Annotated in this window: 16 protein-coding genes; 9 read left to right on the forward strand and 7 right to left on the reverse strand. The window is 61.7% G+C overall.

Annotated elements, in window-relative coordinates; translation table 11 throughout:
- The first annotated feature begins 405 nt into the window (after positions 1–405).
- Positions 406–1,602 carry a hypothetical protein gene (locus tag DESLA_RS0112330; protein ID WP_028572687.1) on the forward strand — a complete coding sequence of 399 codons (1,197 nt, stop codon included), beginning with the start codon at positions 406–408 and terminating at the stop codon, positions 1,600–1,602.
- A gap of 141 nt (positions 1,603–1,743) precedes the next feature.
- Here DESLA_RS0112330 and ygeW read toward each other — a convergent pair whose 3' ends face one another.
- The 6 genes from ygeW to DESLA_RS23550 all read right to left on the reverse strand — a co-directional run bounded on the left by ygeW (position 1,744) and on the right by DESLA_RS23550 (position 7,558).
- On the reverse strand, positions 1,744–2,943 hold the full coding sequence (gene ygeW / locus DESLA_RS0112335; protein ID WP_028572688.1) for a knotted carbamoyltransferase YgeW: 1,200 nt from the start codon (positions 2,941–2,943) through the stop codon (positions 1,744–1,746).
- A gap of 102 nt (positions 2,944–3,045) precedes the next feature.
- On the reverse strand, positions 3,046–4,260 hold the full coding sequence (locus DESLA_RS0112340; RefSeq protein ID WP_028572689.1) for a YgeY family selenium metabolism-linked hydrolase: 1,215 nt from the start codon (positions 4,258–4,260) through the stop codon (positions 3,046–3,048).
- 93 nt (positions 4,261–4,353) lie between these two features.
- Positions 4,354–5,400, reverse strand: coding sequence for a TRAP transporter substrate-binding protein (locus DESLA_RS0112345; protein ID WP_035261795.1), 1,047 nt, complete (start codon positions 5,398–5,400; stop codon positions 4,354–4,356).
- 185 nt (positions 5,401–5,585) lie between these two features.
- Positions 5,586–6,869, reverse strand: a complete 1,284-nt coding sequence (locus DESLA_RS0112350) for a TRAP transporter large permease (RefSeq protein WP_211239054.1) — start codon at positions 6,867–6,869, stop codon at positions 5,586–5,588.
- On the reverse strand, positions 6,866–7,408 hold the full coding sequence (locus DESLA_RS20295) for a TRAP transporter small permease (RefSeq protein WP_051434642.1): 543 nt from the start codon (positions 7,406–7,408) through the stop codon (positions 6,866–6,868). The genes DESLA_RS0112350 and DESLA_RS20295 overlap by 4 nt, the downstream gene beginning before the upstream one ends.
- Positions 7,409–7,426: 18 nt before the next feature.
- Positions 7,427–7,558 (reverse strand): hypothetical protein, encoded by a 132-nt coding sequence (locus DESLA_RS23550; RefSeq protein ID WP_281172411.1) that lies wholly within the window; start codon positions 7,556–7,558, stop codon positions 7,427–7,429.
- A 204-nt stretch (positions 7,559–7,762) separates the two neighbouring features.
- On the opposite strand from DESLA_RS23550, the gene DESLA_RS20300 reads away from it, so the two are divergent.
- On the forward strand, positions 7,763–8,053 hold the full coding sequence (locus tag DESLA_RS20300; RefSeq protein ID WP_051434643.1) for a hypothetical protein: 291 nt from the start codon (positions 7,763–7,765) through the stop codon (positions 8,051–8,053).
- Here DESLA_RS20300 and DESLA_RS0112370 read toward each other — a convergent pair.
- Positions 8,026–9,267 (reverse strand): aminopeptidase, encoded by a 1,242-nt coding sequence (locus tag DESLA_RS0112370; protein WP_169732628.1) that lies wholly within the window; start codon positions 9,265–9,267, stop codon positions 8,026–8,028. The two genes, DESLA_RS20300 and DESLA_RS0112370, sit on opposite strands and share 28 nt — an antisense overlap.
- Positions 9,268–9,643: 376 nt before the next feature.
- Between DESLA_RS0112370 and DESLA_RS0112375 the strand changes: the two genes are divergently transcribed.
- From DESLA_RS0112375 to DESLA_RS21840, 7 genes are all read left to right on the forward strand, one after another.
- Positions 9,644–10,411, forward strand: coding sequence for an N-acyl homoserine lactonase family protein (locus DESLA_RS0112375; protein ID WP_028572693.1), 768 nt, complete (start codon positions 9,644–9,646; stop codon positions 10,409–10,411).
- 28 nt (positions 10,412–10,439) lie between these two features.
- Positions 10,440–10,709 carry a DUF4160 domain-containing protein gene (locus DESLA_RS0112380; RefSeq protein ID WP_028572694.1) on the forward strand — a complete coding sequence of 90 codons (270 nt, stop codon included), beginning with the start codon at positions 10,440–10,442 and terminating at the stop codon, positions 10,707–10,709.
- A gap of 8 nt (positions 10,710–10,717) precedes the next feature.
- Entirely contained in the window at positions 10,718–10,975 is a 258-nt protein-coding gene (locus DESLA_RS0112385) for a DUF2442 domain-containing protein (RefSeq protein ID WP_028572695.1), read from the forward strand.
- 14 nt (positions 10,976–10,989) lie between these two features.
- On the forward strand, positions 10,990–14,049 hold the full coding sequence (locus DESLA_RS0112390) for a DEAD/DEAH box helicase (RefSeq protein WP_028572696.1): 3,060 nt from the start codon (positions 10,990–10,992) through the stop codon (positions 14,047–14,049).
- Between the two features lie 92 nt (positions 14,050–14,141).
- A complete protein-coding gene (locus DESLA_RS21835; RefSeq protein ID WP_051434645.1) occupies positions 14,142–14,462 on the forward strand; it encodes a hypothetical protein in 321 nt (106 codons plus the stop codon).
- A 30-nt stretch (positions 14,463–14,492) separates the two neighbouring features.
- Positions 14,493–15,884, forward strand: a complete 1,392-nt coding sequence (trmFO, locus tag DESLA_RS20310; protein WP_051434646.1) for a methylenetetrahydrofolate--tRNA-(uracil(54)-C(5))-methyltransferase (FADH(2)-oxidizing) TrmFO — start codon at positions 14,493–14,495, stop codon at positions 15,882–15,884.
- Positions 15,885–15,924: 40 nt separating this feature from the next.
- Complete coding sequence (locus tag DESLA_RS21840) at positions 15,925–18,078, forward strand: PAS domain S-box protein (RefSeq protein WP_156932954.1); 2,154 nt, start codon at positions 15,925–15,927, stop codon at positions 18,076–18,078.

Consider the following 18,078-nt stretch of genomic DNA (forward strand, 5'->3'; position numbering starts at 1 on the left):
ACGTTCTGCTACACAGAAATGTAAAAAAGGTAAAGCTGAAAAAAGCCCTACAATGACGACAATTTGTATTATCTTGATATTGTAGGTCTTTTTGTCCACCGGAAGGCTTCGTGGAGGCCATGATCTTGTTTCATCAGCTCTTCTTTCTTAAAGAATTACCTTGTCTCCCTCTCTCAAACCGTCTTTCTGAACGTTTTTGTTCACCTCGCGACCTTTCATTTTGCAAAAGATGTTGTTATGAATTAATATGCGACAGGCGATCCCGAAGGGCCGTCCGTAAGGGCCATCCATCGCTCGTCGTTTTTTTCGAACGAAAAACCCCGTGCCATCAGCGAACCGATCCCAAAGCATCGCTTTGCGGCCCGCCCTTTTTAGATTCTCAAGCTTTTTTTTCGGAGCCACGCCATGTCCACCCCCCCCCGCCGTCCGACGGCACGTCTTTTTGTGTCCGGAGCGGCCTTCCTCCTGACGACCATGATCCTTTTCGCCACCGCGTCCACCTCTCGCGCAGGCGACGCCCAGGACTTTCCGGAGCCCGTGACCGCGGCCATGTCCGCGCTGGTCGAGCGCATCCAGGACCGTGGTCCCATCGAAACGCAGGATTTGCTTCCCCTTCTGCGCTTCGCCCGGGACACCGCCTTCACCCGGGACGATTGGGACATTCCCGGCTTGTTGAACGCCACCGGAGGCTACTACGGATACGCCGTTTCCTCTCCCGTGGATCGAATCGTGAAGTACATCTATCACCCCGAGTTGCCGTCCTCGCTGTTTCACCCTTCCGTGGTCCGTGCCGGCAAATGGTCGGAAGATCCGGGAGAGAACATTCCCGAACTCTGGAAAAATCTGGAAGAAGGGCGGATCGTCGTGGTCCGGGGGCAGGAACTCGAGGAGTGCACTCCGGATGTGAACACCGGAGGGTATTACACCTACCAGACGGATCGCATGATCGTGATGGTCAACCTTGAAGGGGAGAAGTACCTGCTGTCCGTCAGCAAGCAGCAGGATCAGTCCAGCGTGGGCCGCAAGGGCGTGGTGATCGGTGAGGACCGGGACTGGAACTATTTTTACACGGATGAAGAGGGGCTGACCACCGGCGGGCTGGGGTGGGTCAATTCGTACATGTTCGACTCCTTTTCAGTGACCGTGTTGTCGGCGGACCCGGCCGATCCGGGCCGCACCCGTCACGCCATGTTCAAATGGCTCCGGGCCGGCTGGTCCGGGATGAACATGGTCCGACCCAATCATGTGCGCAACGGATGTCAACGCTTTGCCCAGAGTCTGATCCGGCTGATGGAGTCGGACAATCTTCCGGAACCCGAGGACCTGGTGGCCATGAGCAAGCGCGTTCGAGCCATGGATGAACAGGAGGTTTTGCGGACCCTGCAACCGTATATCGAAAACCTCCGGAACGTCGGCTCCGAGGATGCCATCCTCTCCCGCCGAGCATTTCAACGCATTCTGAATCAGGACAATCCCCTGGAGCATTACACCCTCTACGCCAAGCAGAGCCTGGTCATGAAGGAATTCCTGAAAAACACGGTCGGGGTCCCGGCCTTGCTGTCCGTGAACCAGGACGACGTCCTGGTTTCGTTTCTACGCTGACTCCGCCCTTGCGGGTTTCAGTCCGCTCGCCCGGCGAGGGACCAATACGCATGCAAAACGGCCGGAGCGTCTTAAGACGCTCCGGCCGTTTGCATGTAGCGGGGAAAGCCCGCCTCTTGAGTCGAGTCGTGGTCTCTTTTTTTAGCTGACGCAGCGTTTGCGTTCCCCGTCCAGCATGCCCATCAGGGCGTCAGCGGGGTGTTTCAGACGGGAGAGCAGGATCATGGCGGCCACCACGTAGGGCTTGTAGCCGGCCTCCTTGTAGGTGTCGATCCGGTACCGCTCAAAGACCGAAGCCTGGACCTCGCCCTGGGCGCAACTGACCCCTGAGATGTCCGCGGGCAGGCAGTGCATGTACAGGGCGCTGGCGTCCTTGGTCAGCTTCATCATGTCTTCGGTGCATTCCCAGTCCACGAAACGCTTGTTGTTCTCCAGGCAGCGTTTTTCCAGATCTTTCAGACCTTCGGTATCGCGCTGGCTGAGCAGTTTGGTGCGCTCTTCCATCACGGCGAAGGGGGCCCAGCTCTTGGGATAGACGATGTCCGCGCCCGTGAAGGCCTCGGCCATGGAGTTGACCACCTGGAAAGAGCCGCCGGACTCGGCGGCCTGCTTGCGGGCCAACTCTTCCACCTCGGGCAGCACGGTGTAGCCTTCCGGATGGCCCAGGACCACGTCCATGCCCAGCCGGGTCATCAGGCCGACCACGCCCTGGGCCACGGACAGCGGCTTGCCGTAGGAGGGCGAATAGGCCCAGGTCATGGCGATCTTCTTGCCCCTGAGCTTGTTCAGGCCGCCGAAGTGATTGATCAGGTGCAGGGCGTCGGCCATGGTCTGAGTGGGATGGTCCAGGTCGCATTGCAGATTGACCACGCTGGGCCGGGTGGGCAGTACGCCCTGGCGAAAACCGTCATCCAGGGAAGCGGCCACTTCCCGCATGTAGGCGTTGCCCTGACCCAGAAAAATGTCGTCCCGGATGCCGATGGCCTCGGCCATGAAGGAGACCATGTTCGCGGTCTCGCGCACCGTCTCGCCGTGGGCGATCTGGGATTTTTCCTCGTCCATGTCCTGCACGGTCAGGCCCAAAAGGTTGGCCGCGGCGGCAAAGCTGAACCGGGTCCGGGTGGAGTTGTCCCGGAAGATGGAGATGGCCAGGCCGGAGTCGTAGAGTCTGGGTGAGACGTCCATGGCCCGCATGGCCCGCAGGATTTCGGCCACGTCGAACACCGCGGCCAGTTCCTCGGCCGTCTTTTCCCAGGTCAAGAGAAAGTCGCTGTGATACATGCCCTCGATCCGGCGGCCAGCCAGCCGCCGAATCGTTTCGCGAATGCCGGTTTTGTCCATGATGGGAGTTCCTTTTTTGATAATTGGAGGAAAGAATTCAGTCAGGATTCAGAAATTATTGATGTCACAGCAGTTGACGATAACCAGGCTTGCTCGGAACCTTCAACCTTGCGTCCGCTCCACGTACACCGCCGGAATCAAAGCGTACATAGCCGCGGCTTGGACCAGTTCGGATTTCCAGGTTTTCTCGTTCGGGGCGTGGGCCTGGTCTTCGTGGCCCGGGCCGAAGCCGACGCACGGGATGCCCAGGCGGCCCATGATGGAGACGCCGTTGGTGGAAAAGGTCCACTTGTCCACCAGCGGTTTTTCCCCGAACAACCGGGTATAGGTTTCCACCAGGGTTTCGCAGACCGGGTGGCTCTCTTCCAGCACCCAGGCCGGGAAATAGCATTCCGTGGGATAGACCAGACCGGTGTAGGACGGCTTGTCGTAGTTGTACATGGTCACTTCCGCCCCGGCGGCGCGCACCGCGGGCAGATTGCGGATCTGTTGCAGAGCCTCTTCCCAGGTTTCGCCCCAGGTCAGGCGACGGTCCACGGATATCCAGCACCCGTCGGCCACGGCGCAGCGCGAGGGCGAGCAGTGGCCGATCTCGGAGACCGTCAGGCTGCCCTTGCCAAGAAAGGGGTCGGTGCGCAGATTGGTGTGCAGGGCCTGGAGTTCATTGAGGACCGGCCCCATCTTGAAAATGGCGTTGTCCCCGCGCTCCGGGGCCGAGCCGTGGCAGCTCACGCCTTTGGTGCCCACCTGGATCTCCATCCGACCCCGCTGGCCGCGATAGACGTTGCAGGACGTGGGCTCGGTGGAGACCACGAACTCCGGACGCAGTTTGCCCTCGTTGACGATGTACAACCAGCACAGGCCGTCGCAGTCCTCTTCCTGGACCGTGCCAGCCATCATCAGGGTCACGTCCTTGGGCAGCAGGTCCAGATCCTTGATGATTTTTCCGGCATAGACCATGGAGGCCATGCCGCCTTCCTGGTCGCTGGCCCCGCGACCGGTGATGGTCTCCTCGTCCTCATGGCCGAGAAAGGGATCATGGCTCCACTGCGAGCGATCCCCCACGCCCACGGTGTCCACGTGCGCGTCCAGAGCGATCAGCCGGGGGCCGTTGCCGATGAACCCCAGGACGTTGCCCATGGGGTCGATCTCCACCCGGTCGAACCCGACCTTCTCCATCTCCTTCTTGATCAGGGCGCACACGGCCTCTTCCTGGCAGGACTCGCTGGGAATGGCGATCATCTCGCGCAAAAACCGGCTGATCTCCGGCTTGTAATATTCCGCGCGTTCCACGATTTTTTTCGGATCAATTGACATTACCGCCTCGCTTTAACTTCTGTTTTGAGTCATCCAAAAAAACAGGGCGCGCCCCGCATGGGGCGCACCCTAATGGCTTGCTTGATATCGACTCTACTTGCCGACCTGCTCAATAGCCTCCAGAAAAGCGTTCATCATGGCCACGCCTTCTTCACCGTGCTTGTCGGCGATGATCTGTTTCACCGCGGGCATGGCCTGGGCCTGGAATTCAGCTTTCTGCTCAGGGGTCAGAGCGTTGACTTCCATTTTCTTGGATAGGGCGGGCAGGCCGCGGTCCGAGGCTTCGATGATCCGGGAGATGCCGCGGCCAGCCACGATGGCGGAGGTGGCGGCGTTCTGGACGATGGTCTGTTCCTGCTCGGAGAGGGAGTTCCAGAAGTTCATGTTCACGGCCCAGACGTAGGGGGCGAAGAGGTGCCCGGTCAGGCTGAGGTACTTCTGCACTTCGTCGAACTTGGCAAAGGCGATGATCGGGACGGGGTTCATCTGGCCGTCGGCCACGCCGGTCTGCAAGGCGGTGTACAGTTCGGCCCAGGCGATGGGCGCGGGCTGTCCGCCCAGGGAGTTGATCAGCGCCTGGTGGGTGTCCAGGGTCATGGTCCGGATCTTCAGGCCCTGCATGTCCGCCGGAGTGGTGATGGGCCGACGGGAGTTGGAGAAGTGGAAAAAGCCGCCGGAGTCCCCGAAGCCCAGGATCTTCAACCCGGTCTTGGCTTCCATGTCTGCGGCGTACTTTTGACCGAAGGGGCCGTCGAAGACTTCGTACGTGGCGGCGATGTCCGGGAACGCAAAGGGCACGTCGATGATGCCCATCATCGGGTAAATGGAGGCAAACCCGCCCACGGAGTGAATACCCATCTCGATCACTCCGGCGCGAACCTGTTGGAGCACTTCGTTGTCCTTGCCCAACTGGCCGTTGGGGAAGGTCTGGACCGTGATCTCGCCGTTGGTCCCGGCCTCCACCAGGCTCTTGAACACCGTGGCCATGGCTCCGGTGGCGTTGTCCAGCGGGTCGTCGTTGTTCAGGTGGTGCAGCTTGATGGTTTTCTGGGCCTCGGCCTGGGGCGCGACGCCCAGGATCAACGCCAGGGCCAGGAAGGGGGCCAGTACGGCCATGAACAAATTTGTCCTCGTTTTCATCTCGTCTCCTCCATTCAGGTTAAAATATGGTTAAAGTTGTCTCACCAGCAACTCTCACTCACCAGCGTATCACCAAACATCAGCCAATATCCGCCATCCGACCTCATCCCCCCGATCCCGCCTCCTGACCTCTGAATTCTGAATTCTGACTTCTGAATTCTGGATACTGACTTCTCCCCTTCCCCCTACATGCCCAGGAGCAGCCGCGGAATGAACATGGTCAGCTTCTCAAAATAGGCCACGCAGAACAAGATCCCCACCTGCAAGAGCAGAAAAGGCCACAGGGCCATGGCGATCCGTTCGATCTTCTCACCGGTGATCGAGGAGAGCACGAACAGACACGCTCCAACGGGCGGGGTCATCAGGGAGATGTTCAGGGCCAGAATGATCATGATCCCGGCATGCACCGGGTGCATGCCGATGGCCTGGGTCAGCGGAACAAGGACCGGGGCCAGGATGATCAAGGCCGCGTTGATGTCCATGAACATCCCGATGACCAGGAGCATGCCCAGGATCATAGCGATGATCACGTACGGCTCCGAGGACACGGTCAGGAAGAAGGCGGCGATGGCCTGGGGGATCTGCATGAAGGTCATCCACCAGCTCAGGATCGAGGCCGAGGCGATGATCAGGAAGACCACGCCGGTGATCCGGGCCGTGCGGATGAGCATTTCCAAGATGTCCTGCAGGGACAGGGTGCGGTAGACGACGATGGCGATGAACAGGGCGTAGAACACGGCGATGGCCGCGGCCTCGGTGGGTGTGACGATCCCGCCCAGGATGCCGCCCAGGATGATGGCCGGCATGAGCAGGGCCAGGATGCTGTCCTTGAAGGCTCGCAGGATGTTCCACAGACTCGGCCCGCCCTCGCCCTTGGGCAGGTTCCAGCGTTTGCCCATGGCCGCGATCAGGGCCATGCACAGCAGGCAGATCAACAGGCCCGGCAGGATCCCGGCGGCGAACAGCCCGGCGATGGACACGCCCATCAGCGAGCCGTAGATGACCATCAGGTTGGACGGCGGGATGGTCGGCCCGATGATCGATCCGGCCACGGTCACGGCGCAGGCGAAAGGCCGCGTATAGCCTTTCTTGACCATGGCCGGAACCAGGGTGTTGCCGAAGGCGGCGGTGTCGGAAACGGCGGCCCCGGTCATCCCGGCGAAGAGCACGGACGCGACCATATTGGAATGGGCCAGCCCGCCGCGCAGATACCCCACTAGGGCGTCGGCAAAATGGGCCAGCCGCTCCGTGATCCCGGAGCGGTTCATGATCTCCCCGGCCAGGATGAAAAAAGGCATGGCCATGAAGGTGAACAGGTCCAATCCCTCGAAGAACCGCTTGGGCGCCATGGTCAGAAACGCCTCCCCGCCGATCTGGAGCAACCCGACCACCCCGGCGATGCCGAGGGTGAAGCCGATGGGCAGGCCCAGCAGGAGCAGACCGAAAAACACCGTGGCCACGAGAATCATGGCTTTTCCTCCGCAGCTATGTTCGGGGCGGACATGGAAAACAGCGGGGGCGGCAGATCAGCCAGTTCCCTGACCGTGGCCACCACGATCTGGACGCAGGTCAAGCCCGCGCTGACCGGGACCGAGGCAAAGGGAAAAAACATGGTCATCCCGAAGATCGTGGCGAACTGGGAGGCCCCGGCCTGGGCCATGCCGATGCCGTAGACGGTCAGGAACAGAAAAAAGCTGAAGCCCACCATGTCCAGCAGGACCCGGAAGGGCTTTTGCATTTTTCGCGGAAAAAAGCGGAACAGGATGTCCAGGCCGATGTGCTCCCGGCGGTAGGCCCCCACGGGCACGGCCAGCAGCGCGGCCCAGATCATCACGTAGCGGGACAGCTCCTCGGTCCAGATGCCGCCGGAGCCGATGAAGTACCGGGTAACCACCCCCCACCAGATGATCGCCACCATCACCGCCACCAACAGCGCGCAAACCCGCTCCGTAACCCAGTTCAACACGGCCCCGAAGCGATCAATGGCGATGGCGGTTTGATGGAACATGTTCAAAAAAAGTGACCTTCATTCAGCGCGAGGAAGGAAAGGAGTTCCCCCGTCCGTGACCATGGCGGTCATGACGGCAGGCAAATTTTCTTTGCCCGATTTGCGGGCTCGTTGCAATGGCGGCACATCGAAGGACGTCGTCACATCCATGCCGTTCCGGCTCCTTCGATGGGCATAGCACAGGCTTTTTGCATCAACGGTCACCGAAACGCCTTCGACATGGCCTTGATGATTGCACGGCACTCAAATATAGGTGCATGGCCGGGTTCACCGGGAAAATGCGCGGGGAGCGGCGAAGACGCCGCGAGGCTGCATTCAGATCACCAACGAGAACAACGCCAAGGAGCGATAAGCATGCAGGATGCGCGAGGACTTTACTATTACCCGGTGCCGGGCAACAAGAAGGAGCGGATGTACGTTCGCGAACGGGCAGGAAACGTGGAGTTTCGGTTGTGGAACCAGGAGCGGCCCCAGGTGTGGGAACAGCACGACTGGCTGCCGTACGAGGTCGTGGAGCAGGCCGCGGCCAAGTACGCGGGCAAGGGAGAGTCCCCGTTGGCCCTGTACGACCTGGACATCGCCCTGGCCCTGGTTCGCGAGGAGCGGTTGAAGAAGGCTCAGGCCGTGAACGCTCCGTCTTCATAGATTACGCGGCTGCCGCCGTCGGCCAGGGTGGCGGTGACCCGTTTTTGCTCGGTGTTCACCAGGTCCCAGTGCTGATTGGATTCGTTGAAGCCCAACTCCCGGCGCAGCGCATGCACGAAGTCCGCCGGGTTTCCGGCAAAGGCGTCCGGATGGCAGGAGCCCAGGGCGATATGGCAATTGCCTTCCGGGCCGCCGATGTTCTCATCGAACAGGGTGTTGGCCATATATTCCGGGATCCGAGAATGCTCCCGGCTGGTCAGGGAAAATTCGCCGACCCGCCAGGCCCCGTCGTCCAGGGCCAGAAAACGCCGCAACCGATCCGCGCCGCTTCGGGCCTTGACGCTGATCACCCTGCCCGCCTGAAACGCCAGGCGTACGCCTTCCACGGGAGTCCCGCCCACGTGGACCACCTGGTCGGAATGAAACACGCCCTCGGTGAACCGACAATCCGGAGATGTGTAGACTTCGTAGCTGGGCATGTTCCGTCCGGTCAGTCCCAGCCAGAGCCGGTGCTCCCCTAAGCGCAGCCGCAGATCCACCCGTGCCGACTGGACATGCAGCTGGCGGATGGAAAGTCCATTCAACCACTCCAGGGTCGTCGCCTGCTGCCGCGCGAATCGCTTCCAGTCCCGCACCGGGTCGTCGCTGCCCAGCATGCAGGCCGTGCGCACCCGGGCCGCGTACTCCTGAAGCGTCAGTCCCGCGGCGTCGGCCAGGGCCTGGGTGGGGTACATGGCCACGGTGCGCCCGATTTGTCCGCCAAGTTCTCGAAAATAGAGTACTTCCCGGAGCGGGTCCCGGGCCGAATCCCGTCGAACCTGAATTTCCGGGGTCACGGCTTCCAGGTGGGTCAGGCTCTCCGGGGCCAGAATCCGGATCAAACCGTTCACCCCGCCCTGGCGCTCCGGTTCTCCGGGGGCAACCATGTTCAGTCGCTTGTTGTTCGCGAAGCGCAGGTAGCTGAGCTCCATGGCCGGGGTGGCCCGCTGATGCTGCACCGGGACCAGGCCACGCTCCAGAATACGGGTGTAGAGCACCTCGACCAGCTCCCTGGCCAAGCCGTCGTATTCGATGAGCACGGTTTCCGAGTTCTTCAGCGGCCTGCCTCGGGAGCGCTCCACGGCCCAGAGCAGCACGTCGGCGTAGCGCTCCAGTTCCTCGTGGCGAAACAGTCGATCCGAAGCGTCCTGTCCGTTCTCTTGTTCGGGGGGCATCGCGTTTTTCTTTTGCATGCCGAAGAGTATAAACGCTTTGGCCACCGCCGCAAGGCCATGCTCCGCCTGTCAGGGATAATCTGTTCTCATCAAAATCCAAATCGCGATCGAAATCGAAATCGGTATTAAAAAATGCTGTGCATCATTCCGTGATTGCTTCATCTTCTTGGGCATGAGGTTCGATCACGATTTCGATTTCGATTTCGATTTCGATACCGATTCAGATTCCAGATGCGGACGAGGATCAAGGTCGAATCTGCCGCACTCCGCCTGTTTGCCCCGCCCCGCCTTCCGGGGTATTGAAAACGTCGCGGACGGCGGCGACTTCCTTTGAATCCGCGATTTTCAACCTATCCAGATCACGGGAGATGCAAGTATGAGCAACCAACAATCCTGGCGCATTCACCCCATCGTCGTGGGCAGCAAGGTTTTTGACCAAGGCATGATGACCTATCAGCACGCCCATGGCCAGCCCTACACCATCCCGATCTACGTCTGGTACCTGGAGCCCGTGGACGATTCGTCCCAGCCCAGGGTTCTGGTGGATACCGGGGAAATGAGTCCGGTCCAGTCCGCGGATCGGGAACAAGCCATCGGCGGGAAAATCCACACTTTTGAGGAAGGGCTGGCCCTGTACGGACTGAAGCCGGAGGACGTGGACGTGGTCATCCACACCCATCTGCACAACGACCACTGTGAAAACGACTTCAAGTGCGCCAACGCCGTTTTCTATGCCCACGCCAAGGAATTGGAGCGCATCCATGACCCGCATCCCTTGGACTTTCGCTACAACGAGGAATTTATCGAGGACATGGAGGATGCCGACAGGTTCCGGGTCGTCACCGAAGACCAGGAAATCCTGCCCGGCATTTCCGTGATCCACACCCCGGCCCACACCGAGGGCGGACTGACCGTACTGGTGGACACGCCATCCGGACGGGCGGCCATCACCGGGTTTTGCGTGATCGACGAAAACCTGAACCCACCCCAATCCGTGAAGGCCATGGAAATGGAGGTCATCCCTCCCGGCACGAACATCAACCCGTGCCTGGCCTATGACCAGATGGTCCGGGTCAAGGGCCTGGCCGACATCCTCCTGCCCCTGCACGAACCCAGGTTCGCCGCGATGTCCACGATTCCGTGACGTGTACCGGCTGCACGAAGGAGCGATTATGCCCACGATCAGCATGTTTTACGGCATCCTGGTATTGATGTACTATCGGGACAATCGACGTCATCATCTTCCGCATGTCCATGTCCGCTACCAAGGGGATGAGGCGGCTATCTCAATTGAAGAGGGCGTGATTATCGAAGGCGCTTTGCCGAACAAGCAGCTCCGAATGGTTCAAGCGTGGGTCGAGATCCACAAGGAAGCGTTGATGGTCAACTGGGAATTGGCCGTGAGCGGTGAGCAACCTTTTCGCATCCCCCCATTGCAGTGAGGTTCGCCATGCTTTTTGACGTCCTCTCCGTCATGCCCCGATCCGGGTATATTCTCGATTTGCAGTTCAGCAACGGCGAACGCCGCCGTTTCGACATGAGACCGCTGCTGACAATGAAGCCCTGGAATCGAATCGCTTCACCGGCTGTTTTCCGGCGTGTCCGCGTCGACTATGGCACTCTCGTCTGGCCAGGTGAAATCGATATCGCTCCGGAAACATTGTACGACGATTCGATTCCGCTGGATGAGAGTCGTGCGGACGAGTAACGTCCGACCTTGATGTGACCTCCTCCTCGCCCATTTCCACGTTCATCCAGGGCATTGAACATGCCCAGCGGCTGCCCGCCAATTGCCTGGTCCACCATGAGGTGCTGGCGGAGCGGGCGGGCCGGTTCGCGCCGTTGCCCGAGGACCTGCCGGAGGGGTTTTCGGACTGCCTGGCTTCCCTGGGCATCACCAGCCTTTACGCCCATCAGGCCGAGGCCGTGGGCCGGATCCGGGCCGGACGGGACGTGGTGGCGGCCACGCCCACGGCCAGCGGCAAGAGCCTGATCTACAACCTGCCGGTGCTGGAGGCTCTGTACCGCGACCCCGAGGCCCGGGCCTTGTACCTGTTTCCGCTCAAGGCCCTGGCCCAGGACCAACACGCCGGGCTACGAGAGATGATCGGCGGTTGGCCTCGGGAACGTCGGCCGACCCTGGCCGTGTACGACGGGGACACGGACAGCCAGGACCGCGCCCGGATCCGCCGGAAGCCGCCTCGGATTCTGATTACCAACCCGGATATGCTCCACCTGGGCCTGCTGGCCCACCATCATCTCTGGCGGGATCTGTTCCGGAACCTGCGTTTCGTGGTCATTGACGAGGTCCACGTCTACCGGGGGGTGATGGGCTCGCACATGGCCTGGGTGTTTCGCCGCCTGGAACGAATCTGCGCCCACTACGGGACCAGGCCGACCTATGTCTGCTGCTCCGCCACCATCCACAACCCCGTGGAGCTGACCCGTGAACTGACCGGACGGAATGCCGAGTTGATCGCCGCCAATTCCGCGCCCCAGGGCCGCAAGCACATGCTCTTCCTGGACGCGGCCCAGGGGCCGTCCCAAACCGCCTTGACGCTCCTGGAGCAGGCCTTGATTCAGGGCCTGCGAACCATCGTCTATACCGGATCGCGGAAAATGACCGAGCTGCTGGGTATCTGGTCGGCCCAGCGACTGAAGGAATTCCGGGACCGGATCGGCGTGTACCGGGCCGGGTTCCTGCCCAGGGAACGCCGCCGGATCGAGGCGGACCTGGCCTCGGGTCGGATTCTGGCGGTGATCTCCACCAGCGCCCTGGAATTGGGCATCGATATCGGGGATCTGGATCTGTGTCTGTTGGTGGGCTACCCCGGCTCGATCATGGCCACCTGGCAGCGGGCCGGGCGGGTGGGGCGCGGGGGGCAGGAATCCGCGGTGGCCCTGCTGGCCTACGAAAACCCCCTGGACAAGTTCTTCATCCGGCATCCGGAGGTTTTCTTCGCCAGTCCGCCGGAAGCCGCGGTGCTCAACCCGGCCAATCCGGCGATCATGGAACAGCATCTGCTCTGCGCCGCCGCGGACCTGCCCCTGGACCCGGACGAACCCCTGATGCGGGCGGAACACGTCCGCAAGCGCGTCGACGCCCTGGTCAACCGGGGGAAACTGCTGCGCACAGCGGACCGGCGCAGGCTGATCTGCCCGGACGAAAATCCGCACCGGGAGGTCGGTTTGCGCGGCAGCGGCCGGAGTCTGCTGATCTTTCACGGCGAGACCGGCGAGCAGATCGGGCTGATGGATTGGCACCGGGTCTGCACCGACGCCCACCCCGGCGCGGTCTACCTGCATCAGGGCAAGACCTGGCTGGTGGAGCGTCTGGACCTGGAAACCGGCGCGGTATTCGTGCTCCCGGCCAAGGTGAACTACTTCACCCGGGTCCGGGGCGAGAAGCGCACCCGCATTCTGGAGACCCAGGCCTCCAGGCCGCTTTGGAACACCACCATCCACCTGGGGCGACTGGAAATCACCCAGCGCTACCCGGCCTTCGAGCGCCGGGCCCTGCGGGGCCACAAACTGCTTGAAGTGGTGGACCTGGACCTGCCGGAGAATATTTTCGAGACCGAGGGCATCTGGCTGGTCATCCCGGAGGCCGTGCGCCGCTCCCTGGAAGACCGCCAGATGCACTTCATGGGCGGAATCCACGCCCTGGAGCACGCCTGCATCGGCATTTTGCCCCTGTTGATTCTCACGGACCGCAACGACCTGGGCGGAATTTCCACGCCCCTGCACGAAGACCTGGAACGGGCCGCGGTGTTCGTCTACGACGGGATTCCCGGCGGCATCGGCCTGACCCGGCAGGCCTACGCCCGAGCAGAAACCATGCTCCAGCGCACCCTGGAGGCCGTGGACGGCTGTTCCTGCGAAATCGGCTGCCCGGCCTGCGTCCATTCCCCGAAATGCGGCTCCGGCAATCGGCCCATCGATAAAGAGGCTGCCCTGGCCGTGCTGGAGGCTTTGGGCGGACGGGCAGGGCAGGGCTGGGGGACCGAGACGTGCGGACTTCGATCCGTACCCCTCGCTCGTACCGGCGAACCCGGTTCGGCCGGAGCCGGGCCGATCACAATTTCTGACGGAGCTCCAGACCCAGGTCCAGGTCTACTAGGTCCTGGCCCAGGTCGTCGGCCAGTCGTCGGCCCAGAACTCTCCCTGGCCGCTGAACCTCCCACGGAATATGGGGCAGGCGCCCACGTCCCCTTTTCCGACCCGGAGCAAGTAACGCGAACCGCTCCGGTCCCTCACTTCGCCGTGCTGGACGTGGAGACCCGCTATTCGGCCCAGGAGGTGGGCGGCTGGTGCCATACGGACCTGATGGGTGTGAGCTGCGCCGTGCTGTATGACTCCAGAGAGGATACCTTTCTGGACTATCTCCAGGAGGACATCCCCAAGCTGGCCGCGAAGCTGCGGGAATTCGACCTGGTGGTGGGCTTCAATATCCTGAATTTCGACTACAAAGTGCTCCGCGGGGTCCTGGATTTCGACTTCTGTTCCCTGCCCACCCTGGACATGCTCAAGGTGGTTCACGACCGCCTGTGCTACCGTCTGTCTTTGGATCATTTGGCCAAGCACACCCTGAACGCCCAAAAATCCGGCAACGGGCTGGATGCCCTGAAGTGGTGGAAAGAGGGCCGCATCGAACAAATCATCACCTACTGCCGCCGAGACGTGGCCATCACCCGGGATCTTTACCTGCATGGCCGGGACAAGGGCTACGTCCTGTTCCAGAACAAGGCCTGCAAACTGGTCCGGCTGCCGGTGAGTTGGTGACGCAAGATTTACTTTCGGGAATGAATTTGGCATATGATTACGGCGATCCCAAAAAAGGCTGGCCCGTTCTCACGCTTAAAAATGAGGCTTGCATGAAATTTCCTCTACGCATTTTCGGCGAAGTTCGCGGTATTGTCCCGGATAAACTGTCTCCCTTGCACGGCCGACTAAATGCGGACGTTTTTTTCCCTCTCGGCAACGACGGCCTGGAAGTGGAATACGAAGGCCCGTATCTGGACATCGAACCGGACCTGGATGAGATTGTCGCGGCCCTGGCGGATGGCGGCCAGGGGCATGTGGACTGCATTGACCACGAAAACTGGATGCTTCGGCGCTACAGCCTCGAGCCGGGCTCCTGGACCTGCAAGGAAGTGAACCCGGACGGCGCACTGGAACGCTATCACCATGAGTAGCATCCCTGAAACGAAACAAACGAGTACTTCATGACCTCAAATGGTGTGAATGATGTGATCGCCGAGCCGCGAACCGTGGCCGTGATCGGCGGCGGGCTGGCCGGATGCGAATGCGCGTGGCGACTGGCCCGCTTGGGCTTTGCCGTGCGCCTGTTCGAGATGAAGCCGGACCGCTTTTCCCCGGCCCACTCCAGCCCGGATCTGGCCGAGCTGGTCTGTTCCAACTCCCTGCGCTCCGATGAGCCGGAATCCGCGGTGGGGTTGCTCAAGCTGGAAATGACCGACTTGGACAGCCTGGTCATGGCCGCGGCCCGGGCCACCCGGGTTCCGGCGGGCAAGGCCCTGGCCGTGGACCGGGAGCTGTTCGCGGAGTGGATCACCCGGCGCATCCGGGACGAGCCGTTGATCACGCTGGTTCGGGAGGAAATCCGGACCCTGGATGATCCGAAGCTGAAGGACGCGGACGCCGTGGTCGTCGCCGCCGGTCCTTTGGCCGCGGAGGAACTGGCGGACGACCTGCGCCGGATTGTGGGGGCGGACCATCTTTATTTCTACGACGCCATCGCCCCCATCGTGGCGGCGGATTCCATCGATATGAACGTCGCTTTTTGGGGGTCGCGCTACAATCCCGAGGAGCACGATTATCTGAACTGCCCCATGGACGAGGAGACGTACCGCCGGTTTCACGCCGAACTGCTGACCGCGCGCAAGGTCGCGGCCCGGGACTTCGAAAAGGCCGTGCACTTCGAGGCCTGCCTGCCCATCGAGACCCTGGCCGAGCGCGGGGAGATGACCATGGCCTTCGGCCCGCTGAAGCCCGTGGGGCTGGTGGACCCGCGCACGGGAACCCAGGCCTTCGCCGTGGTCCAGCTCCGGGCCGAAAACCGGGACAAGACCGCCTTCAATCTGGTCGGGTTTCAGACCAAGCTGGCCTACCCGGAACAGGAGCGGGTCTTTCGCCTGATTCCCGGCCTGGAGCGGGCGGAATTCCTGCGCCTGGGCAGCATGCACCGCAACACATACGTCGAAGCCCCCTCGGCCCTGACCCCGGAACTGGAGCTGCGCTCCCGTCCGGGAATCTTCCTGGCCGGCCAGATCACCGGCGTGGAAGGCTATGTGGAATCCGCGGCCTGCGGCCTCTGGCTGGGCCATGCCCTGGCCGCCAGACTCCAGGGCCGCGTCCTGCCTCCGCCTCCGCCGGAAACCGCGCTGGGCGCGCTCCTGGGGCACTTGCGCACCCCGGCCAAAAACTTCCAGCCCTCCAACGTCAACTTCGGCCTGATGCCCGAACTCAAAGCCCGCGGCAAAAAAGCCCAACGCAAAGCCATCCGGGCCCAGCGGGCACGGGAAGCCTGGAACGCTTGGCGCGGCGCGGGGGGCGGATCAGGCACCGATCGGGTCAAGGCCGCCTTGCCGGAGTGAGCCACGTCGCCCGGCTCCAGAGTACACCCCATTGCAAACCATGCGTCGTCTCCCTGCATTGCTCCTGCTGACGCTGCTGGTCGTGCCGCTTTTTCCAGCAATCGGCATCCCGCAGGCCTCTGCTCCCGAGTACGAATTGACTCCTGAACTACGCGCCCATGGCACAGTGGTTCTGCTCATCGACCCGGAGACAGGGCGGATCGTGGACGCCAACGATTCAGCCGCTGATTTTTACGGGTATCCCTTGCAGCGTTTGCGCGGCAAGCGCATACAGGAGATCAACGCGCTCGTCCCCGAGGAAGTGGAAGCCGAATATCGGCGGGCTCGGGCCGAAGAGCGCGATTACTTCATTTTTCCGCATCGCCTGGCCACGGGCGAAGTCCGGACCGTGGAGGTGTACAGCTCGCCCTTCGCGGCTTCCGGCCGGCGGACCCTGCTGTTGTCCATCATCCATGACGCTACGGACAAATGGCAGGTGGAGCGGGAACTCCTTGATTACAAAAAGCAATTGGAGGAACTGGTCGCCGTCCGTACCCAGGAAGTGCTCGCGGCGCATCAACGCGGCGACCGGATCGTCATCATCGGGCTGATCCTGTTTTTTCTGTTGGCTTTGGTTCTGTGTCGCCGGCACCAGCGTGTCCTGTTTTTTCGCCGCCAACTGGAACACGAACAGGAACGCAAGGCCTTGCTGGAGCGCTTCGAATATTTAACCCGCCACGCCAATGACATCATCCTGTTGATCAACGAAAACGGGGAGATCGTCGAGGCCAACGAGAGGGCGGAAATCGCCTACGGCTACTCACGAGAGGAACTGCTGCGCATGAACATCCAGGCCCTTCGGGTCGCGGAGCAAAGCCCGCCCTACGAGGCGGTCCAGGAACGAGCTTACCGGGAAAACGGTTTTATTTATGAAGCCGTCAACCGGCGACGCGACGGCGAATTGTTTCCCGTGGAATCCAGCGTGCGCCTGATCCGGATCAAGGACAAGCCGTTCTTTCAACACATCACTCGCGACATCACCGAACGAAGACGCGCCGAAGAGGCCCGCCAGATTAGCGAACGGCAGTTCCGCCTGCTGGTGGACAACGCCCCGGAAGCCATTTTCATCCATGCCCACGGGCTGTTCGCCTACGTCAACAAAGCCTGCCTGGAACTGTACGGGGCACGGCACTCTTTCGAACTGCTCGGCAAGTCGGTGCTGACCATCGTCTCCCCGGACTTTCATCCACTGGTCCGGGAACGGATTCGGTTGCTGACCGAGGAACACCGTACCCTGCCGCCGATTGAGCAAAAACACCTGCGCCTGAACGGTTCGGCCATCGACGTGGAAGTCTCCGGCGTTCCATTGCGCTTCGAAGGCTACGACGGCGCTCTTATCTTCGTCAGAGACATCACGGAGCGAAAGCTGCGGGAGCTGCACCAGGAAGAGCTCATGCAAACGGACAAGATGGCCACGTTGGGCGTCCTGGTGGCCAGCGTGGCCCATGAGGTGAACAATCCGAACAACTTCATTCTGGTCAACGCCCTGCATCTGGAAACGGCCTGGAACGACGCGCTGTCCGTCCTGGATCGCCATTCCCAGGACGACCCGGACTTCGAGCTGGCCGGGCTGCCCTATCCGGAGATGCGCGCCCATGTGACGAGCATGCTTTCCGGGATTCGCGACGGAAGCCGACGGATCAAGCGGATCGTGGAGGAACTCGGGCGGTTCTCCCGCAAGGAGTCGCTGGACATCAGCGCAAAGGTGGACCTCAATGCCGTGGTCCAGGCCGCCCTGGGCATCCTCCAGCGGACCATCGCCCAGCATACCGACCGGCTCAGCCTGTTCCTGGCCGCGGATCCGCCCATGATCCGGGGCGACTTTCAGAAACTGGAACAGGTGGTGATCAACCTGCTGCTCAACGCCTGCCAGGCCTTGCCGGACAAACAGCGCGGCTTGTGCCTGGAGACGGTCCATCTTGCGGACCAGCGGTCCGTGGCCTTGCGGATCACGGACCATGGCGAAGGCATTGCGCCGGAACACGCCGAGCGGATCTGGGAACCCTTTTTCAGCACCCGGACCAAGCACGGCGGCACCGGCCTGGGTTTGTCCATCGTCGCCGCGATCATCACCAAACACCACGGCAGGATCAGCGTGGACTCCCTGCCCGGTGCGGGCACCACCGTAACCGTCCTCTTCAACGCGGAGAGCTGA

The organism is Desulfonatronum lacustre DSM 10312 (genome assembly GCF_000519265.1).
Taxonomy (GTDB): domain Bacteria; phylum Desulfobacterota; class Desulfovibrionia; order Desulfovibrionales; family Desulfonatronaceae; genus Desulfonatronum; species Desulfonatronum lacustre.